Source organism: Halomicrobium sp. HArcht3-1 (assembly GCF_058933345.1).
Genome location: NZ_JBZYDM010000001.1, coordinates 468,820 through 494,063, shown reverse-complemented (window position 1 = coordinate 494,063; position 25,244 = coordinate 468,820). Strand labels below are relative to the sequence as shown.

25 protein-coding genes are annotated in these 25,244 nt (G+C 64.9%); 9 read left to right on the top strand and 16 right to left on the bottom strand.

Annotated elements, in window-relative coordinates; translation table 11 throughout:
• Positions 1 to 138: 138 nt before the first annotated feature.
• The 3 genes from AC5FRW_RS02615 to AC5FRW_RS02605 all read right to left on the bottom strand — a co-directional run bounded on the left by AC5FRW_RS02615 (position 139) and on the right by AC5FRW_RS02605 (position 2,443).
• Positions 139 to 750, bottom strand: coding sequence for an isopentenyl-diphosphate Delta-isomerase (locus tag AC5FRW_RS02615; protein WP_493566863.1), 612 nt, complete (start codon positions 748 to 750; stop codon positions 139 to 141).
• A 50-nt stretch (positions 751 to 800) separates the two neighbouring features.
• Entirely contained in the window at positions 801 to 1,670 is an 870-nt protein-coding gene (locus AC5FRW_RS02610; RefSeq protein ID WP_493566862.1) for a mechanosensitive ion channel family protein, read from the bottom strand.
• Positions 1,671 to 2,029: 359 nt separating this feature from the next.
• Positions 2,030 to 2,443: an Lrp/AsnC family transcriptional regulator gene (locus AC5FRW_RS02605; protein WP_493566861.1), complete on the bottom strand. Its 414-nt coding sequence runs from the start codon at positions 2,441 to 2,443 to the stop codon at positions 2,030 to 2,032.
• Positions 2,444 to 2,545: 102 nt separating this feature from the next.
• Here AC5FRW_RS02605 and carA point away from each other — a divergent pair, with 102 nt between their 5' ends.
• Together carA and AC5FRW_RS02595 are read left to right on the top strand one after the other, a co-directional pair.
• Positions 2,546 to 3,592, top strand: a complete 1,047-nt coding sequence (carA, locus tag AC5FRW_RS02600) for a glutamine-hydrolyzing carbamoyl-phosphate synthase small subunit (protein WP_493566860.1) — start codon at positions 2,546 to 2,548, stop codon at positions 3,590 to 3,592.
• A gap of 146 nt (positions 3,593 to 3,738) precedes the next feature.
• The gene (locus AC5FRW_RS02595) at positions 3,739 to 5,520 is read left to right on the top strand and encodes a flippase activity-associated protein Agl23 (RefSeq protein WP_493566859.1); all 1,782 of its coding nucleotides are present in this window, start codon (positions 3,739 to 3,741) and stop codon (positions 5,518 to 5,520) included.
• A gap of 173 nt (positions 5,521 to 5,693) precedes the next feature.
• On the opposite strand, the gene carB is transcribed toward AC5FRW_RS02595, so the two are convergent.
• The 6 genes from carB to AC5FRW_RS02565 form a co-directional block, all read right to left on the bottom strand.
• Positions 5,694 to 8,939: a carbamoyl-phosphate synthase large subunit gene (gene carB, locus AC5FRW_RS02590; protein ID WP_493566858.1), complete on the bottom strand. Its 3,246-nt coding sequence runs from the start codon at positions 8,937 to 8,939 to the stop codon at positions 5,694 to 5,696.
• 241 nt (positions 8,940 to 9,180) lie between these two features.
• The gene (locus tag AC5FRW_RS02585; protein ID WP_493566857.1) at positions 9,181 to 9,411 is read right to left on the bottom strand and encodes a hypothetical protein; all 231 of its coding nucleotides are present in this window, start codon (positions 9,409 to 9,411) and stop codon (positions 9,181 to 9,183) included.
• A 175-nt stretch (positions 9,412 to 9,586) separates the two neighbouring features.
• On the bottom strand, positions 9,587 to 10,123 hold the full coding sequence (locus AC5FRW_RS02580; RefSeq protein WP_493566856.1) for a DUF5815 family protein: 537 nt from the start codon (positions 10,121 to 10,123) through the stop codon (positions 9,587 to 9,589).
• 45 nt (positions 10,124 to 10,168) lie between these two features.
• Complete coding sequence (locus AC5FRW_RS02575) at positions 10,169 to 10,582, bottom strand: DUF7124 domain-containing protein (protein WP_493566855.1); 414 nt, start codon at positions 10,580 to 10,582, stop codon at positions 10,169 to 10,171.
• 50 nt (positions 10,583 to 10,632) lie between these two features.
• Positions 10,633 to 10,839: a hypothetical protein gene (locus tag AC5FRW_RS02570; RefSeq protein WP_493566854.1), complete on the bottom strand. Its 207-nt coding sequence runs from the start codon at positions 10,837 to 10,839 to the stop codon at positions 10,633 to 10,635.
• A gap of 52 nt (positions 10,840 to 10,891) precedes the next feature.
• Positions 10,892 to 12,142: an NAD(P)/FAD-dependent oxidoreductase gene (locus AC5FRW_RS02565; RefSeq protein WP_493566853.1), complete on the bottom strand. Its 1,251-nt coding sequence runs from the start codon at positions 12,140 to 12,142 to the stop codon at positions 10,892 to 10,894.
• A 126-nt stretch (positions 12,143 to 12,268) separates the two neighbouring features.
• On the opposite strand from AC5FRW_RS02565, the gene AC5FRW_RS02560 reads away from it, so the two are divergent.
• Positions 12,269 to 12,847 (top strand): DUF6149 family protein, encoded by a 579-nt coding sequence (locus tag AC5FRW_RS02560; RefSeq protein ID WP_493566852.1) that lies wholly within the window; start codon positions 12,269 to 12,271, stop codon positions 12,845 to 12,847.
• Here the strand turns inward: AC5FRW_RS02560 and AC5FRW_RS02555 are convergent.
• From AC5FRW_RS02555 to AC5FRW_RS02545, 3 genes are all read right to left on the bottom strand, one after another.
• The gene (locus AC5FRW_RS02555) at positions 12,844 to 13,572 is read right to left on the bottom strand and encodes a hypothetical protein (RefSeq protein ID WP_493566851.1); all 729 of its coding nucleotides are present in this window, start codon (positions 13,570 to 13,572) and stop codon (positions 12,844 to 12,846) included. The two genes, AC5FRW_RS02560 and AC5FRW_RS02555, sit on opposite strands and share 4 nt — an antisense overlap.
• Positions 13,573 to 13,639: 67 nt before the next feature.
• Positions 13,640 to 14,953, bottom strand: coding sequence for an NAD(P)/FAD-dependent oxidoreductase (locus AC5FRW_RS02550; protein WP_493566850.1), 1,314 nt, complete (start codon positions 14,951 to 14,953; stop codon positions 13,640 to 13,642).
• Positions 14,950 to 17,175 (bottom strand): histidine kinase N-terminal 7TM domain-containing protein, encoded by a 2,226-nt coding sequence (locus AC5FRW_RS02545; protein WP_493566849.1) that lies wholly within the window; start codon positions 17,173 to 17,175, stop codon positions 14,950 to 14,952. Before AC5FRW_RS02545 ends, AC5FRW_RS02550 begins: the two co-directional genes overlap by 4 nt.
• 159 nt (positions 17,176 to 17,334) lie before the next feature.
• On the opposite strand from AC5FRW_RS02545, the gene AC5FRW_RS02540 reads away from it, so the two are divergent.
• The 4 genes from AC5FRW_RS02540 (at position 17,335) to AC5FRW_RS02525 (ending at position 19,522) form a co-directional block, all read left to right on the top strand.
• Positions 17,335 to 18,210, top strand: coding sequence for a homoserine kinase (locus AC5FRW_RS02540; protein ID WP_493566848.1), 876 nt, complete (start codon positions 17,335 to 17,337; stop codon positions 18,208 to 18,210).
• Between the two features lie 39 nt (positions 18,211 to 18,249).
• Positions 18,250 to 18,549, top strand: a complete 300-nt coding sequence (locus AC5FRW_RS02535) for a hypothetical protein (protein WP_493566847.1) — start codon at positions 18,250 to 18,252, stop codon at positions 18,547 to 18,549.
• Between the two features lie 64 nt (positions 18,550 to 18,613).
• The gene (locus AC5FRW_RS02530) at positions 18,614 to 18,925 is read left to right on the top strand and encodes a hypothetical protein (RefSeq protein ID WP_493566846.1); all 312 of its coding nucleotides are present in this window, start codon (positions 18,614 to 18,616) and stop codon (positions 18,923 to 18,925) included.
• A gap of 54 nt (positions 18,926 to 18,979) precedes the next feature.
• Complete coding sequence (locus tag AC5FRW_RS02525) at positions 18,980 to 19,522, top strand: VIT1/CCC1 transporter family protein (protein ID WP_493566845.1); 543 nt, start codon at positions 18,980 to 18,982, stop codon at positions 19,520 to 19,522.
• An 11-nt stretch (positions 19,523 to 19,533) separates the two neighbouring features.
• Here the strand turns inward: AC5FRW_RS02525 and AC5FRW_RS02520 are convergent, their stop codons facing one another.
• From AC5FRW_RS02520 to pdxS, 3 genes are all read right to left on the bottom strand, one after another.
• Entirely contained in the window at positions 19,534 to 20,793 is a 1,260-nt protein-coding gene (locus AC5FRW_RS02520; protein WP_493566844.1) for a mechanosensitive ion channel family protein, read from the bottom strand.
• A 587-nt stretch (positions 20,794 to 21,380) separates the two neighbouring features.
• A complete protein-coding gene (locus AC5FRW_RS02515; RefSeq protein ID WP_493566949.1) occupies positions 21,381 to 21,800 on the bottom strand; it encodes a thiol-disulfide oxidoreductase DCC family protein in 420 nt (139 codons plus the stop codon).
• 154 nt (positions 21,801 to 21,954) lie between these two features.
• On the bottom strand, positions 21,955 to 22,860 hold the full coding sequence (gene pdxS, locus AC5FRW_RS02510; RefSeq protein WP_493566843.1) for a pyridoxal 5'-phosphate synthase lyase subunit PdxS: 906 nt from the start codon (positions 22,858 to 22,860) through the stop codon (positions 21,955 to 21,957).
• A gap of 141 nt (positions 22,861 to 23,001) precedes the next feature.
• Between pdxS and AC5FRW_RS02505 the strand changes: the two genes are divergently transcribed.
• Both AC5FRW_RS02505 and AC5FRW_RS02500 read left to right on the top strand, forming a co-directional pair.
• A complete protein-coding gene (locus tag AC5FRW_RS02505; protein WP_493566842.1) occupies positions 23,002 to 23,769 on the top strand; it encodes a DUF1405 domain-containing protein in 768 nt (255 codons plus the stop codon).
• A 49-nt stretch (positions 23,770 to 23,818) separates the two neighbouring features.
• The gene (locus tag AC5FRW_RS02500; RefSeq protein WP_493566841.1) at positions 23,819 to 24,046 is read left to right on the top strand and encodes a hypothetical protein; all 228 of its coding nucleotides are present in this window, start codon (positions 23,819 to 23,821) and stop codon (positions 24,044 to 24,046) included.
• A 24-nt stretch (positions 24,047 to 24,070) separates the two neighbouring features.
• On the opposite strand, the gene AC5FRW_RS02495 is transcribed toward AC5FRW_RS02500, so the two are convergent.
• Positions 24,071 to 25,051 (bottom strand): DMT family transporter, encoded by a 981-nt coding sequence (locus tag AC5FRW_RS02495; protein ID WP_493566840.1) that lies wholly within the window; start codon positions 25,049 to 25,051, stop codon positions 24,071 to 24,073.
• Between the last annotated feature and the right edge of the window lie 193 nt (positions 25,052 to 25,244).

Sequence of the window (25,244 nt, the reverse complement as noted above, 5' to 3'; positions counted from 1 at the left end):
GAGACGTGTGAGCGTACGGCGGCGTTATCGCTCTCGGTTGCGTTTTCCGAGGAGACCGTTACTCGCGTCGCTCGCAACGCCCCTCGCCGCTCGCGGGTCGTGCCTCCCCGCTCGCAATAACGAGACTCGCTCCTCGTTTCACTCGTCGCGCGTCTCGCTGTCTCGCCGCATCGCGATCTCGAACCACGGACACAGGCGCAGTTGGCGATAGAACTTCGGGTTCTCCTGTAGATCCTCGTAGGGCACCCACATCAGGCCGCCGACCTCCTCGGGGTCCCGATCAAGTGAGGTGTCGGTCAGCGTCGCCTGCAGGACCGCACAGACCTCCCACTCGACGCCGGCGTTCTCGTAGTAACGCTTGTACTCGAAGCGGTCGGTCACCTCGAGGTCGTCGTACTGGTCGGGGGTGATGCCCAGTTCCTCTTCGAGGCGCTCGCGTGTCGCCGCCTCTTGTGTCTGGCCCTCGACGGGGTGGGACGCGACGGTGCCGTCCCAGTGGGTGTCCCAGAGGCGCTTGTTGTGGGCACGCTGGGCCAGCAGGACGTTGCCGTCCTCGTCGAACAGCAGGGCGGTAAAGGCCCGGTGGCGAATGCCGTCGCCGGTGTGGGCGTCGAGTCGATTGACCGTGTCCTGCGGTTCGTCGTTCTCGTCGACGGCGATCACGTCCTGAAGGGCGTTCTCGTGGTCCACATCGTCCATGCCTGATTCATCGGGAGAGTCCGCCTTACCCCCTTCGACTGCATCGCTCATACCAGTCGCTCTCAGCAGGCACTCTTTGGTTCTTCGATTGGCTGGTCCGATCAGGAGCGGAGCGTCTCGTCGGCCAGCCCGTCGAACTGGATGGAGCCGGAGATGTCGTGCTGGGAGGTCCCGCTGAGGTCGATCCCGGCCGTCTCACAGCGTGCGTGGACGCGTTCGAGGAACGTAGACGTTATGTCGGCGCGCTGGCTCCGATCGCGCCGATCCAGCCAGAGGTGGGCCGTCAGGACGACTCCGGTGTCGCCGAGGTCAGTCACCCTGACGGACGGGGATGGGACCGACCGGACTCGTTCGATCCCCGAGGCGACGGCTTCGATCGTCTCGACGGCCCCCCGAAGGTCGGCGTCGTAGTCGATGGTGAACACACAGGCGACCGCCTGCGGATCGTCGCCGGTGACGTTGGTGACGACGCTGTTGGTGAGTTCGTTGTTCGGAACGAGGACCGTCTCGTTCTCGGTCGTCTGGACGCGCGTCACCCGGAGGTCGATGTCGCGGATCAGCCCCTCCGTGCCGTTCCACTGGATCGTGTCGCCGACGTTCAGATCCGGGTCCTGCACGATGAACGCGCCGGAGACGAAGTTCGACAGCGCGTCCTGTGCGGCCAGTCCGATCGCCAGCGTGATCCCGGCGACCAGCACCGTCGATCCCGAGAGTTGCCCGCCAAAGCCCGCGACGTCGAGACCGACGAGCAGCGCGACCGCGATGACGAGCAAATGGAAGCCACTCGATACGGCACTCATCACCGTCGGATCGAGTTGTGAGCGCCCGAGGAGTCGCTTGCCGACCGTCCGCAGCAATAGCCAGCCAAGCGCGTACAGCGTCACGGCCACGACGACCAGTTCGATCACTTGCTGAGCGACCTCGGCGTATCGCGCCAGTAGTCTCGTGAGGTATTGCTGCTGGCTGAGCATGCCGTCGTGTAGACGGCCGATGCCGAGACGATTTGTTACCGGTCTGGCCCCAGTCGTCTCTCAAGAACGAACGTGACCGTGTCCAGATCCGGCCACTCTACCCAAGCCGTTCGTCCAAGATTAGCCTCTGTTCGACGGATTCTCCAATCAGCGCCTCGCTTCGCTGTCGCTCACGGGTCGCTCTGCTCCCCGTTCGCATTGTTCGAGGCCTCCCGTCGGTCGGCCTCGCTATCCGAGGCGCTCGTCGAGAATCAGCCTCTGCTCGATTGATTCTCCAATCAGCGCCTCGCTTCGCTGTCGCTCACGGGTCGCTCTGCTCCCCGTTCGCATTGTTCGAGGCCTCCCGTCGGTCGGCCTCGCTATCCGAGGCGCTCGTCGAGAATCAATCTCGTCTTCGTGCTCACGACCTCGTCTAGCTCCCGTGCCTGCGTGATGAGTTCGTTGACGCCCCCGGTGTCGGCACAGTCGACCACGAGCACGATGTCGTCCTCACCGGAGACCTGCCAGACGAAATCGACCTCCGGCCACTCGGCCATGTGGTCGGTGACGGCGTGGGTGTCGACGTTGACGTCGACGCCGACCTCGATCATCGCTTTGACGTTCCCCGTCTGTGTAGCGATAGTAAAGCGTTCGATGATGCCGTCGTCGATCAGGCGCTCGACGCGGTTTCGCACCGTCCCCTCGGAGGTGCCGACCTGATCGGCGATCTCCGTGTAGGGAGTCCGAGAGTCCCGCCGGAGGATGCCCATGATCTCGCGGTCGAGGTCGTCCATTGAGATGCGAAGATTCGCTACCGCTGTACTTGAGGATTACGAAAATCGTAACTCGACTTCGAAAGCAACCCTTATCAGCCCGAGCTATGTACGTATCTCGTAATGGCTGACGCATACGTCGCGCTGGAAGGTGAGCGTGTCGTGGAGGCACGCACACGCGCCCCAGGAACCGCTCGTGGCGAACTGGTATTCACGACTGCATATACGGGCTACGAAGAGAGTCTGACCGATCCATCCTACGAGGAACAGGTGCTGACGTTCTCCTACCCGCTGATCGGCAACTACGGCGTCCGCGAGGAACGCTTCGAGTCCGACCGGGTCCACCCTCGCGCCGCCGTCGCCCGCGAGATGACCGACGACGTGGCCGAGTGGCTCGAATCCGAGGGCGTGCCGGCCGTCGACCACCTCGACACCCGCGACATCGTCACGGAGATTCGTGACGAAGGGGCGATGAAGTGCGGTATCTCGGCCGGCCCGGACGCAAGCGAGGCGGAAGCCCTCGAACAGCTCGCCCAGTGCAAGCACATGTCGGATCACACCGAGATCGGCGAGCAGGTCAGCGTCGCCGAGCGCGAGACCCACAACGCCGACGGCGACGGCCCCGCGGTCGCGCTCGTCGACTGTGGTGCAAAGGGATCGATCATCTCCTCGCTCGTCGAGCGTGACGCCGTCGTCCACGTCCTGCCCCACGACGTGACCCAGGACGAAGTCGACGACCTCGACCCCGATATCCTCTTTATCTCGAACGGTCCCGGCGACCCCGTCAACTTCGAGGAAGCCGGCGAACTCGTCGCCCAGAAGGTCGGCGACGTGCCACTCGCGGGCATCTGTCTGGGCCAGCAGGTCGTCGCCAACGCACTCGGCGGCGAGACCGAGAAGATGGAGTTCGGCCACCGCGGGGTCAATCAGCCGGTTCGTGACCTCCGCTCCGGGCAGGTCGTCATGACCACCCAGAACCACGGCTACACCGTCGCCGACCCCGGCGAGAAACTCGACGTGACACAGGTCAACGTCAACGACGACACGCCCGAAGGACTGGAGAACGACGAACTGGACATCATCACACGCCAGTACCACCCCGAAGCGAACCCCGGCCCGAACGACTCGCTCGACTTCTTCGACGACGTGCTCGCGCTCGTCGAGGAGTAGCGCCGCGGATCGCCGACGATTCTTGCCCGGCCCACCAACGCCACGCGTCACGCTCCCACTCGACCACGGTGGACTGTTCACTATCGGTACAAACTGCGTATGAGAGATAGTGACACCTTTAATGATGGGATTGCTCTCGTCTCGTAATGTCGCTGTTTGACATCGACTGGCGGGGTCGCGCACGCGACGATCCCGTACTGACGGGGGTGGTCGTCGTGTCAGTTGTCGCACTGCTGGCTCGACTCATCGGTCTGGGTGGTCGCATCGCACACTTCGACGAGGGGCGGGTCGCCTACTACGCACTGGAGTACGTAGAGACCGGGTCGATCCACTATCGGTACATCGTCCACGGACCGCTGGTCCAGTACGTCGACGCCGTCCTGTTCCACTTTTTGGGAACGGGTGACGCCGTGATGCGCCTGCCACTGGCACTGTTCGGGGGACTGTTGCCGCTGGCGGCGCTGCTCTTCCGAGAACACCTTCGCGACAGCGAGGTCGTCGCGCTGGCGCTCGTGCTGGCGCTCAACCCAGTCTTGCTCTACTACTCGCGATTCCTGCGGAGTACGCTGCTGGTCGCCGGCTTCGTCTTCGTCGGCTTCGGGCTTGCCGTCCGAGCCTACGACACGCGGGACGTGCGGTACGTCTACGGCGTCACCGCGATGTTCGCCCTCGCGCTGGCGGCCAAGGAAAACGCCGTCGTCTACGCCGTCGTCTGGGTCGGTGCGGGCGGACTGGTCCTCGATCAGATCCTCTTTGCCGAGCGGGGCGACGAGTCAGGTTCGAGCGTGCTCGGGCGCTACTGGTCGTGGCTGGTCGAGACCGGCCGACGCCTCGGTGCCGTCGGGATCGGCCGCTACGCCGGCCACGCGGTCGGTGCGGTGCTTTGCTTTGCACTGATTACGTTCTTCTTTTTCGCACCGCGCAACCCCGCCGACGGCGTCGGCTTCTGGTACGCGCTGGGCCATCCGACGGCCGTCCCGACCGTCGTCGACGCGGCAATCGCCGACCTCTCGGCAGGCTTCGAGTACTGGTTCGGCGGCACGTCGGAGCCGGGCTGTCACAAAGACAACATCATCGACAGCTACGCCTGCTTCCTCGGGCGATTCCTCGAAACGCTGTGGATCGCCGCCGCACCGCTGTCCATGCTCGCCGTCGGTGGCTTCCTCCTCGAACGCTGGGGCAGCGTCAGCCGTCGCCCGGTCGTCCTCTTTGCGAGCTACTGGGGACTGGTCTCGGTGCTTGGCTACCCACTCGGGACCGACATCTACGGCGCGTGGATCACCGTCAACGCGCTCGTCCCGCTGGCGATCCCTGCGGCGGTCGGTCTCGCGTACGTCTACCGATCCGGACGGGACGCCTACGAGGACGGCGACGCGGTCGCGAGCTACGCCGCGGGACTGATCGGCCTGCTGATCGTCGTCAGCACGGTGCTGACCGCCGGCGGTCTCGTCTACGGATCGCCCGCGGCCGAGGACAACAACCTCGTCCAGTACGCCCAGCCGACCGACGACTACCGTCCTGTCATGGAGGTCGCTGCCGAGGCCGACACGGACGACAGGCCCGACGTGCTGATCTACGGCAGCCCGCTGGTCAACACGGGCGTCGAGAGTCCACAGGAGCCGGCCTGTGGTGATCTCGGACAACTGTTGCCACTCCAGTGGTACATCGCCAAGCACGACCTCGAAGCGACGTGTGCCGCCGACCGCGGGGAACTCGGCAACCTCGATCAGACCAAGCCGACCGTGATCGTCGCTCGCGGCGAGAACGCGACGTACCTCGAATCCCGGCTGGACGGATACACCGGGACGCCCTACGACTTCCGAACCGGCGCAGAGACGACGACGCTGTTCGTCCGCGACAACGCAGCACAGCAAGCCGTCGCCCGCCCGGCTGGTCCGATTCCACAGGCCCTCACGGCCGGCAAATAACGACGTGAGCGGTGACGGCCCGGCCGCCGGCGGTCGGCTTCGAACAGACTGTGAACCGAGCGCGGATCACTGCCGGGAAAATCGTCCCAGCAGCGACGCGGCTGTAACAACGTCGAAAACAGCGTCACACGACGAACGAGAAACCGAACCGAGAGCGGACCGTCGCCGCTCGCCTACTGGTCGCCCCACTCGCGCTGGGTCTTCGGGCGAGAGGCGATGTCCTGTACGTTGAGTGGCTGGTCGGCGGCGTTGATCGCTTCGAGTGCGGCCTCGCCGGATTCGAGCGTCGAGAAGTAGGTGACAGTCTCCTCGACGCAGGCTTCGAGCACGTCGCGGTCACGCGAGAGCACCATATCGATCTCGCCGGCCTGAATCGCCTCGATGATGGCGTCGGTGTCCTCGAAGTCGTCGAAGTCGAGCACGTCGAAGTGCTCCTCGAAGCCGATGATCGGCATGTCGACCAGCGCCGTCCCGTCGAGCGGAATCGGCTTGTCGACACACATCTGGGCTTTCTGGTAGGCCTTGCCGAAAGAGCCAGCGGTACCCATGACCTCGCCCGTGGACTTCATCTCCGGGCCGAGGCGCGGGTCCGAACCCGGCAGGCGGTCGAACGGCAGCACGACTTCCTTGACCGAGACCTGATCCGGGATCTGCTCTTCGTAGTCGAGTTCGTCGAGCGTCGCGCCGGCCATGACCTTCGCCGCGATCTTCGCCAGCGGGACGCCCGTCGTCTTCGCGATGAACGGCACGGTCCGCGAGGAACGGGGATTTGCTTCGAGGACGTACACCTCGCCGTCACGCACCGCAAGCTGGACGTTGAGCAGCCCCTCGGTTTCGAGGGCGGCCGCGATGTCCTCGACGACCTCACGGATGCGGGGCATCACGTCCTTGATCTCCGGGGACCGTGGCGGGATCATACACGCGGAGTCACCGGAGTGGACACCGGCGGTCTCGACGTGTTCCATCACGCCGCCGATGAGCACGTCGTCACCGTCGGCGACGGCGTCCACGTCCAGTTCGACGGCGTCGGCGAGGAACTCGTCCACGAGGATCGGCTTGTCCGGGGAGACACGAACCGCTTCCTCGATGTAGGTTTCGAGGTCGTCGTCGTTGTAGACCACGTCCATCGCACGGCCACCGAGCACGTAGCTCGGGCGCACGAGGACGGGGTAGCCGATGTCGTGGGCCAGTTCCAGCGCCTCTTCCTCGCTGGTCGCAGAGCCACCTTCGGCCTGTGCGATCCCCAGATCGTCCATCAGCTTGTTGAAGCGGTCGCGGTCCTCGGCGAGGTCCATCGCGTCGACGGAGGTGCCCATGATCTCACAGTCGAGGTCGCGGCGCTCCAGTTCCTGTTCGAGCGGGTGGCCGATGTCGACGGAGGTCTGGCCGCCGAACTGGACCATCACGCCGTCGGCGTTCGTGGCTTCGATCACGTCTGCGACCTCCTCGGCCGTGACCGGTTCGAAGAACAGGCCGTCCGAGGTGTCGTAGTCCGTCGAGACGGTCTCGGGGTTATTGTTGACGACGTGGGCGTCGATCCCCTGCTCGCGTAGCGCTCGGACGGCGTGGACCGAACAGTAGTCGAACTCCACACCCTGCCCGATACGGATCGGGCCACCGCCGACCACGACGACGCTCTCGACATCGGGGTCGATCTGGAGTTCGTTGCGGTCGATCCCCGAGATGGGGTCACGCGTCGAGTAGTAGTACGGCGTCGTCGCCTCGAACTCGCCGGCACAGGTGTCGACGAGCTTGAAGTCGCGGTGGACGGTCTCCGATTCCACGTCGTCGACTGTCACACCGGCACCGTCCGTGGCCGCTTCGATCTCCTTGTCCTTCTCGGCGAGGTCCCCTTCGGGCACCCAGGAGGCGTGCGTGTCGTTGAACTCGCCCCCGGCCATCGCGGTGATCTCCTGGTCGGTGAAACCGGCTTCGGCGGCCGTCGGGAAGTCGCCGTTCTGTGCCGCTTCCGCGGCCTCCTCGATCTGCTGGAAGCGCTCGACGTACCAGCGCTCGATGTCGGTCAGTTCGACGATCTCGTCGACCGTGTAGCCGCGTGCGAACGCCTCGAAGATGGCATAGGGGCGGTCGGGTGTCGGGCGAACGAGGTACTCTGCTTCGAGTTCGTCGTCGTCGACCTCGCCCCAATCGACGGCGGGGTTGTACTCGCTCGAACGGAGCGCTTTCAGCATCGACTCGGGGAAGGTCCGGCCGATCGCCATCGCCTCGCCGGTCGATTTCATCGCCGTCGACAGTTCGAACTCCACGTCACGGAACTTGTCGATCGGCCAGCGCGGGACCTTCGTCACGACGTAGTCGATCGCTGGCTCGAACGCGGCGGTCGTCTCGCCGGTGATCTCGTTTTCGATCTCGTGGAGGCGCTTGCCCATCGCGACCTTCGCGGTCACGCGGGCGATCGGGTAGCCAGTCGCTTTCGAGGCGAGTGCAGAGGAACGTGAGACGCGGGGGTTGACCTCGACGACGCGGTACTCGCCGCCGGGGGTGCCGTCGTCGCGCCAGGCGTGTTGGATGTTACAGCCGCCCTCGATCCCGAGTTCGCGGATCACCTTCAGCGCGGAGTCGCGCATCGCCTGGTGGCCCTCGTCGGGGATGACCTGCGAGGGCGTGACGACCGTCGACTCGCCCGTGTGGATGCCCATCGGGTCGATATTCTCCATGTTGCAGATGATGATACACGAGTCGTCGGCGTCACGCATCACCTCGTACTCCAGTTCTACCCAGCCAGAGATAGATTCGGTGATGAGGACCTCGCTGTTGCGCGAGAGGCGCAGCCCCTTGCGGACGCGCTCGATGAGTTCGCTCATCTCGTTGACGACGCCGGAGCCGGAGCCACCCAGCGTGTACGTCGTGCGCGCGATGACCGGGAGGCCGCCGACCTCGTCGACGGCGTCCTCGACGCGCTCGCGGAGGCTCTCTTCAGTCAGTTCGGTGACGGTCTCGCCCTCGTCGAGCGTGATCGTCGTCGAAGACGGCACCGGCTCGCCGATGTCCTCCATGCGCTGTTTGAACAGGTCGCGGTCCTCGGTGGCGTAGATGGTGTCCAGGGGCGTCCCCATGATCTCCACGTCGTGCTCTTCGAGGACGCCCTCCTCTGCGAGCTCTGCGGTGACGTTCAGGCCGGTCTGGCCGCCCAGCCCGGCGATGACGCCGTCGGGGTTCTCCTTGCGGATGATCTCGGAAATCGCCTCGGTGTTGATCGGTTCGAGGTACACCTTGTCGGCCATCTCCGGATCGGTCATGATCGTCGCCGGGTTCGAGTTCACCAGAACGACCCGTGCGCCTTCTTCCTGCAGGGCACGGCACGCCTGTGCGCCGGAGTAGTCGAACTCGGCTGCCTGTCCGATCTGAATCGGGCCGCTCCCGATGAGCAGAATCGTACGGTCCTCGTTTGCTGTCATTGTGCGAGGAGAGTCCGCACATCGTAATAAGCCCGGCGATAAGGTACGAAGATCGAAAGCGAATTTCGAATGTCGTAATGTGGTGGTGTCGCATGGGAGCGGCTCGCAGGACACCTGCCACCGCGAGTTGTATGACGACACAGACTGGACCCGCCTAAGGGTACCGATATGTCCACGCTCGCGTGCGCGCCTGCGCTCGCAGACCTACCGGAATACGGCGGCCGCGCAAAGAGAGACGTGATCAGTTGTTGTGTTCGGCGAACCGATAGCGGTAGGGCTGGTCGTGGATGACCTCGACCTCGCCGGTCTGGGCGCGCCGGCCGAGTACCGTCGCGACCCGGTGGGCGCTATCGAACTCTTCGCCGTGCTCTTCGAGGACCCGCAAAATCTCACGCGCCGTCAACGGCTCGTCTGGTTCGGCGTCTTCGAGCACGGTTCGGATTCGCTCGAACTCGCCGTGCCGTATGCGCATGTGCATACACACGCCGTGACACACCATTAAACACCGTCAGACAGCCGTCAGACGGCGATTTCAGGAAAACCACTGGACGGAAGCCGTGTCGTGGACGTGACAGACTGTCATACGCGACCGTCAGAGCGCATACATTTTTGCAGGCAGATCTATATAGAAACGGTCGCCAGTACGGTCAGATCGGTGAGTCGTGTTCGGTCTCGAACTCTCGCTGGGCGCGATACTGCTCGACGAACTCGCCCACGTCGAACTCCAGCATCTCCTGTTCGAACTGCTCGGCGACGGCGTCGTCCTCGGCGTGACTGACGGCGTGGTCCATCAGTTCGACGATCAGTTCGACGACGATCTCGTGGAGTTCCCGCGAGTCGAAGTCCGTGACCCACACCAGCGCGTAGCCGACGTTGCCGTCCTCGGACGTGTCGGCGACGGCGATGTCGTCGGGCACCTCTTCCATCACGATCCCCATGACGTGGGCCGTCGTGAACCGTTCGTAGTCCTCCTCTGCGGGTTCGACGGTCTCTTCGAGAATATCGACGAGGAACTCGGGGACGAACCGAGAGAGCGGGTGCATGTCCATCACGACGGCGTGGGTCGCGCCACACTGACACTCGAACTCTCGCAGGCCCATGTCGAGTTCGTGGACGCTGCGCTGCTGTCCACAGGGGAGTTCGAGCACCTCCGTGCGGCCGCCGGGGACGCCGGATTCTGTCATTGTCCACACTAGCGGGGTCGTGTGGTTAAAACGAGCGATGTCGTCTCAGGGCCAGTCGTCGCGCTGTTCTTCGGCTTCGACGGCGTCGGGAGATTCGGGGTCGCCCAGTTCCCAGTCGGCCGCCTCGGCGGCCTGTTCGACCGTAAGATACTCCCAGCCCACGTCCTCGGCCAGTTGCTCGTCCTCATCGGTGGTGCCAACGAAGACGTGGCGGTCGGTGTCGAACTGCGCCTTGACGTTCCCGAGACTCTCCTCGCGCCCGCGCGGGCCGGAGAAGAAGTCCTGTCTGATCCGATGTTTCCGACAGAAGTTCGTGACGACGTAGGTGGGTTTCTCGGAGATGACGCCGACGTACTCGGCCCACTGGCGCGCGTCGTTGAAGACGGCGTCTGGCTGCGCGAGTTCCTTGAGCGCCGCGAGTTCGATCGCGAGTGTCATATCGCCGCTGCCGCCAACCATGCCCGAAAGTCCGCTGTCAGTGGAAAAAAGGCCGTCGGTTCACCAGCCCGTTACCGCTTGCGGTCGTCCACGTCTTCCAATCGCGATGCTCGGTCGTCGACTTCCTGCATCGCTCGGACCGCGTCTCGACCGCCCTTGTCCCCGTGAGCGAAGTTCACGGAGGCATCGAGGAGTGAGCCTGCGTGGCCGCCGTCGTCCTCGTCGTCGCCGTCTCGCTCGGGGATACCGGCCAGCCAGCGGACGAGTCTGCGGAGCATACGCTCGGGGTTTCGATCCAGTGACACAAAAGCCCGGCGGCGAGCAGCGACGTTACTCGGCCTGTGCGGGTGCGAGTTCTTCGAGCTTTTCGAGGTCGACGTCTTCCTCTAGCAACAGGTCTTTCTTGTCTGCGACCTCGCGCTCCTCGCGGATCAGCTTCTTGAACGTCGACTGCTGGGACAGGTCACCGATGAGCACGCCACCGATCAGCTTGCCGTCTTTGAACGTGAGGCGGCGCCACTCGGTGTCGGAGTACTTGCGTTCACACTCGTCGTCACCCAGCGTCGGGTGACCAAAGGAGAGGAACGGGAAGTCAAAGTGCGTGATCGAGTACGTCGACACCCAGCGGAAGGCCTCCTTTTCGTCGTCTGCGACCATGTTCTGCCCGGCGATCGAACCCTGTTCCTTGGCCGAGCCCCAGGCACCGTTCTGGGCTCGTTCGTCGAGGATGGTGTCGTAGAACTGCGTGATGTCGCCCGCAGCGTAGATGTCCTCGACGTTGGTCTGCATGTACTCGTCGACGACGATGCCGTCGTCGATTTCGAGGCCGGAGCCGTCGAGGAACTCCGTGTTGAAGTCCAGACCGATGGCGACGCCGGCAAAGTCACCTTCATAGCGGTTGCCGTCGGGGTCGACGGCGGCCTCGACGTGGCCGTCGTCGTCGACTTCGAAGTGGTCGACACCGGATTCGAGCACCGGTTCGACGCCAACGTCGCGCATCGCGTCGTGGATGATCTCGGCACCGTCGAGGCTGAGTGCGTAGCGCCACCAGCGGTTGCCACGCATGAGGAACTTCCCGTCGATGCCCTGTGCGCCACAGATCGCGGCGAGGTCGATCCCGAGCAGACCCGCGCCGACGATGAGCCCCTCGTCGGTCTGTTCGGCGTGTTCCTTGATGTTGCGTGCGTCCTGGAACGTCCAGAAGTGGTGGATGCCCTCGGCGTCGGCGTTGTCGACCGGCAGCTGTGCCGGCGTCCCGCCGGTGGCGACCAGCAGCTTGTCGTACTCGTAGGTGTCGCCCTCGTGGGTGTGGACCTCGTGGGCGTCTGGGTCGACCTCGGTGACGTGTGTGTTCAATTGGAGGTCGATGTCACGTTCGTCGTACCATTCGGGTTCGTGAATCGAGATGGGGGCCTCGGGGAGTTTCCCCTTGGCGAACTCCTTTATCAGGATACGGTTGTACAGTGCTTCCCCCTCGTCCGTGATGACGGTGATCTCCGCGTCGGGATCGGCCTCGCGGATCGACTCGGCGGCTGAGGACCCCGCGATACCGTCACCAATAATCACGTGCGACGTGCTCATAAACGGGAAGTTGGATATCGGGCTTAATGTGGATTGCTATCTCCGCGTCCGTTGGCAAATATTGACGGACCGGCGAGAGTGGGGGGAATCGCGGGGTTGAAGGCCGTCCCGCCCAACAGAGAATCGATGAAGCTCCGCCAGAACGTCAAGCACTTCGCAGCCAAGCAAGCGCTCACACTCCCCGTCATCGGCGAGAAGGTGAACGACCGGCTGGTGGACCTGCACACGAACGTCTTCGCGGGCAAGGCCGACGAGGCCCGCGCGGACGAACGACGTGCCCACCTCGACGACTTCTTCGACGCGACGATGGACACCTACGTCGCCGCGCTAGAGGCCGGCTTCCCGGAGGCCGAGGCCCGAGAGATCACACACGTCCAGGCGAACTTCGACTTCTACAACCACGGCTGGACGGAGATGATGGAGTTCCCCAGCGACGAACTGGAGGCCCACTACGATCGCTACGAGCAGTTCTTCGAGTCCTACGGCATCACCATCGACGATCCGCTGGGCGACTTCCGGCCGGTCGACGGGATCGCAGAGGCCCCCTCGACGCCCGAGAAACTGGACGATCCCGAGCACCCCCACGCCGTCGGTGGCTTCGCCGACGACGCCTACGTCGAGACGCCCGACGGTGAACTCGTCGTCGGCGGGCAGGAAGAGCCGGAGGATGTCGATCCGAGCGAGGCACCGGGCGTCGACGACTAGGTTCCGGTCTCGGTTGTCGTCTCGTCACCCTGCGAACCGATCGCCGTCTCGACTTCGAACAGCGCGATCAGTTCAGTTCGGCTGTCGGACCCGGTCATGACGGACACGTGGAACGCGTAGACACCGGGATCGAGTGCCACGTCGACAAGCTGGCGGTCATCGTCCCCGGGCGACGGATGCGTGGTGGTCGGAAGCGCCCACGTAAACGTCTCGCCGGACGCCACCGTCGTCCACGGCTCGGGGATGATCTCGGGGGCGACGTGGGTCCACTCGCCGTCCTCGTGGTGCTCGACGCCCCAGTCGTAGGGATTGAAACCGACGCTCGCATCCGAGCGATTGTAGAGGACGAACTCCAGCGCCTCGACGGTGTCGTCGCTCGTATCTGGATCGAACACTTCTGGTTCGGCGGTCAACACGAGCGGCGCGTCCGAATCGGCCTCGTGGTAGCAGACCGTTCGGTCCGTGTCTTCGAAGGATGGGCACTCGAAGTCGGCGAACTGGTCGGTCGCCGTCGGTGGTGTCGGCGTCTCGGTCACCGTACCACCGGGTGATTCGGTCTCGCCGGGCGTCGCCGAGTCGGTCGGTGTGTCCGTCGCCGACCGCGTGTCGGTCCCCGTGTCCGAGTCTGTCCGCGGTCTGCCGTCTGCCGGCTGGCCGTCGCCGAGACAGCCAGTAGTCGCCGTCAGTGTCGCTGCGAGCGATCCGAGGAGGGCACGTCGTCGCATGACGACTGCTACAGCACACGTACAAAAGTGTCTTCAGGAGACTCAAACGCGGGTTAGAGCGTCGGGTTCACCGACCGTCGTGGATCAGGTCGGCACACTCGTAGCCGGCCACGATCCCGCCGTTGAGGCTGCGCTCGGGGTACTGGGCGCGGGAGGCCATCCCGGCGTAGTAGACGCCGTCGGCGACTTCCTCGCCCAGATCGTACGGGACGACCATATCGAGGTAGCCCCGTTCGTAGATCGGTGCTGTCCGGGGGTTCCGGGCAGTCTTGACCCAGTTGACGCTGTCGCGGTCGAAGTCCGGGAAGAGGTCCTCGATGCCGGCAAGCCACGTCTCGCGGATCTCCTCGTCGTCCTGTTGCCAGTATGGGTCGTCCGTGCTCTGGACGTATTTAGCGACGTACAGCAGGTGTTCGCCGCCGTACCGCTCGGCGGGGACGAAATTGGTGTGGTCGATCAGCGCGCCGAAGGGGGCGTCGTCGGCGATGTTGAGCCAGTAGGTGTCGGTCAGTGGCTCGTCCATGCCGATGACCGAACAGATCGTCCCCTGGAAGTCGATTGCACACTCGTAGCCTGTCAGTGCTTCGAGGACGGTCGGCATCGCGGCGACGATGGCGGCGTCGACATCGTGGGTCGTCGTTCCGTCGGCCGTCTGGACGGTCAGCGAGTCGACCGCGCCGTCGGCGGTCGTCAGGTCTTCCACGGGTGCGCCCGTCGTGATGTTATCGCGGCCGACCGCCTCGACCAGCGCGTCGAGCAACTGACCGAAGCCACCGTCGAGATAGCCCAGAATCTCGCCCTTGAGGATGTCGCGCTCGCCACGGAACTTGATCCGGCCCAGCAGCCACGCTGCACTGATGTCCTCGGCGCGCTCACCGAACTTCGCTTCCAGCAGCGGTTCGAAAAAGGACTCGTACACGTTCTCGGTCGTGTGGTCGAGGACGAACTCCTTGATCGGCACGTCCTCGAAGTCCTCCAGTCGCTCGTAGCTGTCGAACTTCGGGACGCCGCCGCGCACGTCGATATCGAGCGTGAGCATCCCCAGCCGGAAGGTGTCGTACAGCCCCAGATGTGGGTACGCAAGGATCTCCCACGGCTTGTCCATCGGGTGGACGATGCCGTCGACGTAGTAGGCGTTCTCACCGATGCGCCACTCCAGATCCTCGCCTAGCCCCAGCTCCTCGGCCAGTTCGACGATGGTCTGTTCCGATTTCGAGAGGTGGTGATAGAACTTCTCGATGGGGTCGCCGTCGGTCTCGTACACCGCAGCGAGACCCCCGACCTGGTCGCTCGCTTCGAACACCTGTACCTCGTGGCCGTGTTGCTGGAGTCGATACGCGGCCGCGAGGCCCGCGATACCGCCGCCGACGACGCCGATCATGTAAATTCGTTTTCGGCCGACTGGGATGTGTGTTGCGTCTCGGCCTGCTGGAACTCCAGTACCGCGACCGCGCCCCGTTGCTCGCCGTCGTCGGCCGTCCCGTTGTCCTCGATCCAGACGGTGCCACCGTAGAGGTTCATCATCACCGAGACGAAGTAGAGACCGAAGCCGTGACTGGTCTGGCTGGTGCCGACGTTGCGCTCGAAGACTGTCTCTTTCATCTCGTCGGTCATCCCCGGTCCGTTGTCTGCGACGCGGACCTGTACCCGGTCTGCGATCCGGCGGGCGCTGATCTCGACGCGGGGTTCGGGGGCGTCGTTGTGGATGATCGCGTTCGAAACGACACTGTCGACGACCTTTTCGACGAGACCGTTGGCACGGACCTTGAGGTCGTCTTCAGCCGTCAGATCGACCGAGACGCTCGGATCGCTGTCGGCGACCGACGCCGTACAGTCTCGGATGACGCGCCCGAGATCGACCGTATCGAGTTGTCTGGCTTCCGTCGCCCGGACGGTGTCGTTGATCGCCTCGATCTCCTCGCTGAGTTCCGAGAGGTCTTCGCACCACTGGATGATTCGGTCGAGGTGGCGCTCCCGGGGGTCGTCGACGTGTTCGCGGAGGTGGTCGGCCCGCCCTTCGATGACCAGCAACGCATTCCGTAGTGTGTGCCGGAGTACACCGTCGAAGAAGGCGACCTGCTCGTTGCGCCGTTCGATCGCTCTGCGACTCTGGCGGAGTTCACTCTCGCGCTCGACCTGAGAGAGCGCGACCTGCGTCGTCCGGGCGAGGATCGTCGCGAACTGCTCGTCCTCAGTGACGAACGGGGACGGATCGCGTGAGCCGATCAGTAACACGCCGTGGTCGCCGATCGGCACGAGCATGCGATGGGGGAACGGGGCCTCGGGGTAGTCCTCGGCGACGTTCTCGATCACGAGCGACCCGGTTCGGTAGGACTCGTATATCGGCCGATCCTCGGCCTCGACGACCATCGCGTCCTCGGAACACGCCGCTCGCAAGGAGTCACTGGCCGCACTGGCGTGGAGTGCGTCGGTGCTCTCGTCGTAGAGATAGACAGCGGCGGCTTCCTGATCGAGCACGCGGTCGGCGAACGTCACCGAGAGGTCGGCGATACGGTCGGCCGACCCCGCCGTGATGAACTGCTGGGTGGCGGCCTGCAATGCTTCGAGGCGGTCCTGTCGGCGCTGCTGGCCCGTCACGTCCCGGAGGACGATCAGCCGACCCCGTTCGATGCCGTGTTGGTCCTCGATCGGCGTCTCACGGGGATCGAAGTACGTGATCTCGTCCTCGTTCGGGAGCGCGCGACTGTACACGGAGTTGCCGTTGCAACAGTCGGTCAGTCCCGGCGCGACCTCCTGGACGGTGCGCTCGCTCAACGACGGTTCGTCGAAGACGACAGCCGCGGTGCGGTTGTGATCGAGGATACGGTCGTCCTCGTCGAGAACGAACACCGGGTCCGGGAGTTCGGCCACCAGTAGATCGCTCGCCAGCGGCGTCACGTCGAGGAAGTCGTACCGAAACAGCCCCCATCCGAGGACCAGTCCAGAGATGCTCAGCGACGCCGGCGTCAGCTCCACACCGGGATGGTTCGTCGCAGCGATCATCGTCCCGATGTCGACGAACACCGGGACGAGTGTACCCAGCGCGATGATCGCTGCCTGTCGCCGATAGACCGCTCGGGATCGTAGCAAGAACCGAAACAACAGCGCGTAGGCGACGATCAAGAGGAAGTAGCTGTGAGTGGTGACGACAGCAGCGGTCACGTCACCATCGAGGACGCCGATGGTGACGTTCTGGTGTGAGACGAACCGTATCGCGTCCATGCCACTCGTCAGCCCGTGTAGCGACGGTGTCAGGGTGAGTGCGACGTAGACCGCAGGAACGAGCAATAGCACACCCGCGACCGAGCGAGAGAGATACTCCTCGTTGCCCGTGTACGAAAGAACGAACACGACCAACAGCGGGGCAGTGCTGCTCGAAACGCCACGGATCAACACCTCCAGTACGTACACCGTCGACGGCTCTGTCGCCGTCATACGGGCCGCCGACAGGAACGCCCAGCCAGCACTGACGAGCATCAGCCAGCCGAAGGCAGACATCGCTGGTCGGTCGCGGTGACGCCACGCGAGCAACGCCATGGCTGTGCCGATCAGCCCCCCGAGGAGGCAGGCGGCCACGACGCCCCACAACATAGCCGTACCCATTCCCAGTCTCGTACCGATAATACCAGTTCCGACATTAATCGTTTGCGGCATGTTCTCATATTTGTGACTCGGATCGGACAACGGGACTCGTCGACGCGCTCGGTGTCGCGTGGACGCCAGTCCGCTACCTTTTTGCCTGCAGTGGGGATACTCGGTAGCATGTTGACCGTCCGGGCACCGGCGACGAGTGCCAATCTCGGGAGTGGGTTCGACGTGTTCGGCGTCGCGCTCGAACGCCCGGCGGACGTCGTTCGCGTCTCGAAGGCCGACACGACCACCATCGAGGTGACCGGGGCCGGCAGTCAGTTCATCCCGGAAGATCCCGAGAAGAACACGGTCGGGGCGGTCGCCGAGGCACTCGACGCACCGGCCCACATCGAGATCGACAAGGGAATCCGACCCGCTTCGGGACTGGGGTCTTCCGCTGCCAGTGCCGCCGCCGCGGCCGTCGGTCTCAACCGCCTCTACGACCGGGGCCACTCCCGCGAGGAACTCGTCCCCATCGCCGCCAAAGGCGAGGCCGTCGTCTCCGGCGATGCCCACGACGACAACGTCGCGCCGTCGATCATGGGCGGCTTTACCATCGCCACCGACGACGGCGTCACGCAGGTCGACGCGGACATCCCGCTGGTCGCGTGCCTGCCCGACATCGTCGTCTCGACCCGCGACGCGCGCCGGGTCGTCCCGGAACACGCCCGCGTCGAACAGTTGGTCGAGACCGTCGGCAACGCCGCGACCCTGACGACCGGCATGCACCGCGACGACCCGGAACTCGTCGGCGAGGGGATGTACGATTCGGTGGTGACGCCCGCCCGCGCCGAACTGATCGACGGCTACGCAGCCGTTCGCGAGGCCGCACTGCAGGCGGGTGCGACCGGCGTCACGATCAGCGGTGCCGGCCCGACCGTCATCGCGGCCTGTCACGAACGCGACCAGCGATCGATCGGCGCTGCGATGATCGAGTCCTTCGCCGACGTCGGCGTCGACGCGCAGGTGTACCAGACCCGGATCGGTGACGGCGCGACCGTGTTCTGACCGGACGAATTTTGTCCCTCCCGACGGAAACGGCCGATCATGGTCCCCGAGACGGACGACGATCAGTCCTGGCGACAGGCTGACGAGGTGAACGAACTCGGTTTCGACCCCGACGCACTGTATCGCGTCGTCAGAACCGCGACGAAGGACGCACTGCTCGACGTGATCGGGACGGTACTGTTGCTCGGTGTGGCGACTGTCCTCGTCGTCGCGGGTGGCCGTGGCCTGCTCTCCAATTCCACCACCAGCATCGCCATCGGTGCCGTACTCGTCGTGGTCGGCTGCTACATCGCCGCTGCGACCCTCGAACTCGTCCCGCCGCTGCGCGAGTGGGTGTAGCGCCGCGTGGAGATCCCGCTATTTTGAGGGGTCTTTATACAGCACGGGCGTGTTATGTCAAATCATGGCACGCAGACAGTCCGACCACGCTGTCGGCTCGGGCGAGCCACGAGTCGCCACTGTCAGCGGACTCGCCGTCCGGGCCGGCGTGTTCCTCACGGCGCTGGCGCTTCCGCTGGCGGTCGGGGCCAGCATCGTGGTCGTCCTGTCCGCGCCGTCGCTCGCTATCGGTCTCGATCAGCTATTCGTCGCGACGAGTGGCCCGGTCGGATCACCTACTGGCGTCGGTTGGCTGGCACACGTCGCCGTACTCGGTCTCCTTGCAGGGACGTGGCTCGCGGGCGCGGGACTGCTCCTCTCGGAACTGCTCGACTGAACGCTGTGGCTCAGTACTACGCCGCTCTGTCACGACGCTCGTGTGTGAGAACGGATGCTTGAACAGCTACTCGGTGACGACGTGGACTCGTCCGGCCGGTACCTCGCGGAAGTGATCTACGGGGCCAACGACGGCATCGTCACGACCTTCGCCGTCGTCTCCGGCGTCGCAGGGGCGGCGCTCGACCCAGCTATCGTCCTCGTGCTGGGCGCGGCCAACCTCTTTGCCGACGGCTTCTCGATGGGGATGAGCAACTACCTCAGCCGCCGGTCGGAACTGGACTACCAGCGCACGCGCCGGGATCAGCCCGACACCGAGACGACGACAGAGAAGTCTCCCCGACGGACCGCGTTCGTGACGTTTCTCGCGTTCGTGGTCGCCGGCTGGGCACCGCTGCTCCCGTACATCTTCGATCTCGCCCCGCGCTTTCCACTCTCGACTGTGTTTACCGGCTGTGCCTTCTTCGCAGTCGGCGCGAGTCGCAGTCTGGTGACGGCCCGACGGTGGTACCACAACGGGAGCGAGATGTTCGTCGTCGGGATGGCGGCCGCAGTCGTCGCCTATACCGTCGGGACGGTACTCGGTGGCGTCGCCTGACGACGCGACGGTCACCTGTCGTCGCCCGGCCCAGCACCATCGGCCGGCACGTCGGCAATCGCCTCCGGATCGTTCGTCACAGCCGTTCCCTCGCGCGCCGAGAGTTCTCGCTGTGGGTACGGAATCGTGATGTCCGCCTCGTCGAAGGCCGACTTGACGCCGCTGACGACCCCGGAGACCGCGCGCCACTTCCGGGGCGGGCTGGGGTGTTCGATCCAGTAGCGCAGTTCCAGCACGATCGAGGAGTCTCCGAAGGCCTTCGGGATGACCTTCGGTGCCGGCGCGTCCTCGACGATGTCGACGGCTTCGATGGCTTCGAGGGCGACCTGTTCGGCACGGTCCGGGTCGGCCTCGTAGTCGATGCCCACGTCGGTCCGCAGGCGCAGTCGGCCGTTCGAACTCCGATTCGTAAGCGACTGGTCGCTGACCTTGTCGTTGGGGAGGACGACGGTCTCGCCGTCGAAGTTCTGCAACCGCGTGTTCAGGATCGTGATGTCGGTGACGATCCCCTCTTGATCGCCGACCGCGATCCAGTCGCCGACGGTGAAGGGCCGGGAGAACATCAGGACGAAGCCAGCGATCAGCGAGCCGAGCGTCTGGCGTGCGGCCAGCCCGACCACGATCCCGAGGAACCCGGCCCCGACCAGCAGCCCGCTGAGGTCGAAGTTCCACAGCGTGAGGATCGCCGAGCCGACGGCGACGAACAGGACGAGCTGGCCGACCCGGAGCATCACTTCCTCCTGGTGCTGGGTGACCCGGTCGGCGCCCTTGCTGAAGCGGCTGATCGCGTGCTGGAGTTGATCGGAGCCGACGTACGCCAGCACGAGGAGCACCAGCGTGAGCGCGCCCTTGAGAACGTGCGGGATCGCGCCGAGGAGGAACTGTCCGGTCGCGACGGCCACGTCGACCAGTCCCCAGACGACCATCAGCGCCAGTCCCGCGACGATCACGACCGACAGTTGCACCATACGCAGGACGATCTCCGATATCGTCGTCGGGATGTACTCGCCGAACAGTTCGATGCCATCGGCGACACGCCCGCCGAACAGCCGCGAATCGACGATGCGACGGGTCTGTCGGACGAGGAACGGCGTGACGACGAGCGCCGCGAGAAGCGCGACGACGACGAGGACGCCAGTCATCGCCGCCCGGCCCTGTGTCGTCGTCAGTTCCTCGATGAGCGTCCGACCCTGTTCGAACACCGCCGAGGCGTTCGTCCCCGCGGACGTGTTCGTGGCTGTCGTCGCCGACGTGTTCGCCGTCCCCTGCATGTTCGTTCGACTGTCCCACAGCGGCTTGAGGGTTCTGCACTACCATCTTTTTGCTCGACGGGTTCGAGTCGCGCTCTTCGAGCGCGCTCGAACCGCTTGAGCAAAAACAGGGTTCTGTTGAGCGAAGCGAAACAGAGCTTGTCAGAGCTTGCTCTGACAGTGGCGAAAAAGGCTCGACCTCACTCCGTGGTAGTGTTCAGATAAGAGATCAAGTACGGACAGTCCAAGGCACCGAAAGCCCTCGACTCGCTAGCCAGATCTGTGGCGGATATTCTCCCTCTGGTCGAATAGTGCCGCCGCAGATCTGGTTACCGAGCCTCGCCCTTTCATCCACCAGGAGTCGGCTGTTTAGCCGTCTAAACCCTGGTGGGTGAAAGAGCGAGCGCAGTTACGGGAACCCGGACCCCGCAAGCACCCACGGCGCGCAGCGGCGGTCCCGGGACCATAACTGCGCGAGGGCTTTCGGCGTCTGCCGCTCGGAGACCGAGGTTGCTTATCTGAACACCGCCCACTCCGTTCGGTCGAGTGAACCGGGCGACCGAACGATGGCGTGCGGTCGATCCGATAAAGACCGACAATACCCCGTCTCAATCCAGTCGCTGGTCGGCGAACCGGTCGCGGATCTCCGGCTCCGGGACCGGACACTCGTCCTTGCGACCGAACACGCGATAGCGATACGTCGCCACGAGGTCGTACACGCGATCACGAACGCGCTCGGGAACGAAGATTGCGGGGTACAGCAGCGGCCACGGGCCGTCGAGGTGGCGCGCCACTCGCAGGGCGGCCGTCGACTTCGTGTGCACGTCGCCGTCGTCGATCAGGACGAACGAGTCGAACTCGTCGGTCGGCAGGTCGTAGTGAGAGAGCAGCGCCTGTCCGACCTCGGACTGGAGCGGTGCGAAGCGAAACTGGCCGACCGCGTCGAAGCGGATGATAAACCGGACGGCACCGTTACAGAGGTTACAGACGCCATCGAACAGCAAAATCGGATGGTCGTCGGTGAGAATCGATGAGAGATCGACCGCCGATCCGTCGGTGTCGCTCCCGGTGTCGCGCGAATCGTCGGACCCCGCGCCCGCGGGAGCGTCGGCGCTCACGGGTCGCTACACGCTCCGTTCGAACGTCCCGAGATTGCTCGCTTCGCTCGAAGGCTCGCCCATCTCAGACGCCGCGGCCCTGCATCTTTTCTTCTTCGGGCAGGTCGACGTTGGCGTCGCCTTTCATGCCGCCGCCGATGTCGGAGGCGATCTCGACCAGTCGCTCGGGATCGTCCCAGTTGTTGACCGCTTCGACGACGGCCGTGCCCATCGCTTCGGGGTCCTCTGCGCCGAAGATGCCGGAGCCGACGAAGATGCCGTCACACTCGTGGTGCATCATGAGCGCGGCGTCGGCGGGCGTCGCGATACCGCCAGCGGCGAAGTTGACAACGGGCAAGCGGCCCATTTCGGCGGTCTCGTGGACCAGCTTGGCGGGCGCTTCGTGCTCGCGGGCCCACTTCTCGCGCTCTTCCCAGTTCATCCCTTCGAGCTGTCGGATCGCACCCTTGATGTTGCGCTGGTGGTGGACGGCCTGATTCACGTCACCGGTGCCGGCCTCGCCTTTGGTGCGGATCATCGCCGCGCCCTCGTCGATCCGGCGGAGCGCCTCGCCGAGGTTGCGCGCGCCACAGACGAACGGCGCAGTGAAGTCCCGCTTGTCGATGTGGTAGCGGTCGTCGGCGGGCGTCAGTACCTCGCTCTCGTCGACCATGTCGGCCCCCGCTGCTTCGAGGATCTGGGCTTCCTTGGTGTGGCCGATGCGGGCCTTGCCCATCACCGGGATCGACACCTCGTCGATGATCTCCTGCAAGGAAGCGGGATCGGCCATCCGCGAGACGCCGCCGCGCTTGCGGATGTCGGCCGGGACGGCTTCGAGGTTCATCACCGCGACAGCGCCCACGTCCTCGGCGATCCGGGCCTGCTCGCGGTTCACGACGTCCATGATGACGCCGCCCTTCTGCATCTTCGCGAAGCCGCGCTTGACCAGTTCGGTCCCCCGTTTGAGGTCTTCGAGATCCGTCTCGGACATTACGCCGAGCTTAGGATTGGACTCACTTAACGGGTCGCTTTCGGGGACAGGCGGGTGCCCGTCACAGGACGTACTGTGGGCCGGGCGGCGTGAATCCGCCCAACCGCTACCGTTATTTCTCGGCCGCCGCTGGCAACAGACATGGCTGGTCACGACGGTGTCGGGCGACGGTTCGAACAGTTTGTCGGTCGCTACCTCCAGACCGCGCTCCCACCGACCGACGGACTCCCGCGCTACGTCGCCCCCCTGCCCGACTGGCTCGAAGACCTCGGGCTTCGGCTGGCGTGGCCCATCGCACTGGTCAACCTCGTCGGGACGCTCTTTGGGTTCTGGTACTACGCGGGCCGGCCGCTGGAACTCGCACCGCCGCTCGTGGAGGGACAACTGGGGGCTGCGCCACTGCTTGCCTATCCGCTGATCCCCGACTCGCCGGTCGCGACCATGTTCATCGGGCTGTCGCTGGTGGCGTGGCGACTCGACTACGACGCCGACTGGCTCCACATGCTCGCCTTCTTCGGCTGCCTGAAGCTCGGCCTGTGGACGCCCTACGTCCAGCTCGTGATCAACGGGGCCGGCGGCATCGCGCCGTGGCTCTACTGGTTCCTCATCCTGAGCCATCTGGCGATGGCCGTCGAGGCGTTCCTCATCCACCGGTACTCGTCCTTTTCGGTCCCGGCGGTCGCGCTCGCCCTGTTCTGGTACGGTGGCAACGACGTGGTCGACTACTTCGTCTCGGTACTCGGCGGTCCCCACCACACCGTGCTCCGGGCGGAGGTCGTCGCCGGTGGGCTGGATCACACGCTCCCGGCCCACGATCTGGCTGCTGGCTGGGCGGTCGTGCTGACCTTCATCGCGGTCTTTCTGGCGCTTGCGACCCGCGTCGAGAAGGTCAAGCGAGGGGCATCCTAACGCCCGAACAGACGGACCTAAATACACGACTTCGATACCCTCCGACATGATGGACGGACGGTTTCACAGCGACCTCCGGGAGTCGATCGACGAGTCTGCAGACGAGATCGGTGCCGACACCGTCGCCGACATGCCGGCGACCGAGACGGAAGTCCGGTCGGCATTACCCGACGATCTAGCGACGCTACTGGCTGATGACGGCGACGACCGACGGTCGCTGTCGGCGATTCTCTCGGAATCGCCGATCGGTCGCTACGTCGAACGACAGCGTCAGTGAGAAACAGTGGAGAGCGTCGACGGATCAGTCGGAGCCGTATCCGGGCGCATCGTCGTGGCTGGTGAGACTGTCACCGTCCGGCCCGCGCTCGCGTAGCGTCGCCACGACGGCGGGGAGGTCGACCGATTCGCTACCGAGCACTGCGAAGCCGGCGAAGATCGTCAGGAAGCCGGCGATCGCGGTCGGTGCGATCGACTCGGCGAGCAGTGCCCATCCGCCCAGCGTCGCCACGACCGGGACGACGTAGAACACGAGGTTCGCCCGGATCGCGCCCGCAGTGTCGAGCAGGTCGAAGTAGGCGATGTAGGCGACGGCACCGGCACCGACGGCGACGTACCCGAGCGCCAGCAGTGCCTCGCCGTGCCAGGTGATCGCCGCGGCAGACTCGCCGCTGGCCCACGACAGGGCGTGTGCGAGCGCAGCACCGAACGGCAGCCCCCAGGCCGTACGGACGCTGCTGTGGAGGTCGCCGTCGGCCCAGCGGATGAGGACGCTCCCGAGTGCGCCACTGACCGCGCCGGCAAAGAGGATCGCCTTGCCGACGCCGCCGGCCAGCAGGTTCGCCGGATCGGGACTGACGACGAGACCGACGCCGAGCAGGCCAAGCACCATCCCTGCAGCGCCGCGGGCGGAGAGGCGCTCGTCGGCCAGCAGGACGGCGGCGAACACCGGCGTCAGGATCGGGTTCAGGCTGAAGACGATCGCACCGACGGCGCTGGTGGCGTGTTGCTGACCGACGAACAGCAGGGCGTTGGTCAGCCCGATCGCGAGGACACCGGTGGCGAAGATGCCGACTGCGTCCGCACGCGTGCGAGGGAGCAACTGCTCGCGGGACCGCGTCGCGACGACGTAGCCGATCAGCACCACGGCTGCCACGTCGAACCGCAGGGCGACGAACAGCAGCGGCGGGAAGTAGGAAAGGCCCGCCTTCGCTGCGACGAAGGTGCCACCGAAGAGGAGGCTGGCGACGGCGAACAGTGCGAGCGTCCGTCGGGATCCTCTCACTCCTCGATCACCCTGATGAGTCGGTAGATGCGTGCGGAGATGTCGATGCGTTCCGTCGGAACGGGAATCGGGGTCATACTCGAAGAAAGGGTCCAGACCCGTATCAAGTCGTCCAGAAAACGTGACGCGGCGTGCAGCCACGGGGACGACGTGGCGGCGTTGCACACTGTGCAATACTTTCACGGTGCGAAAG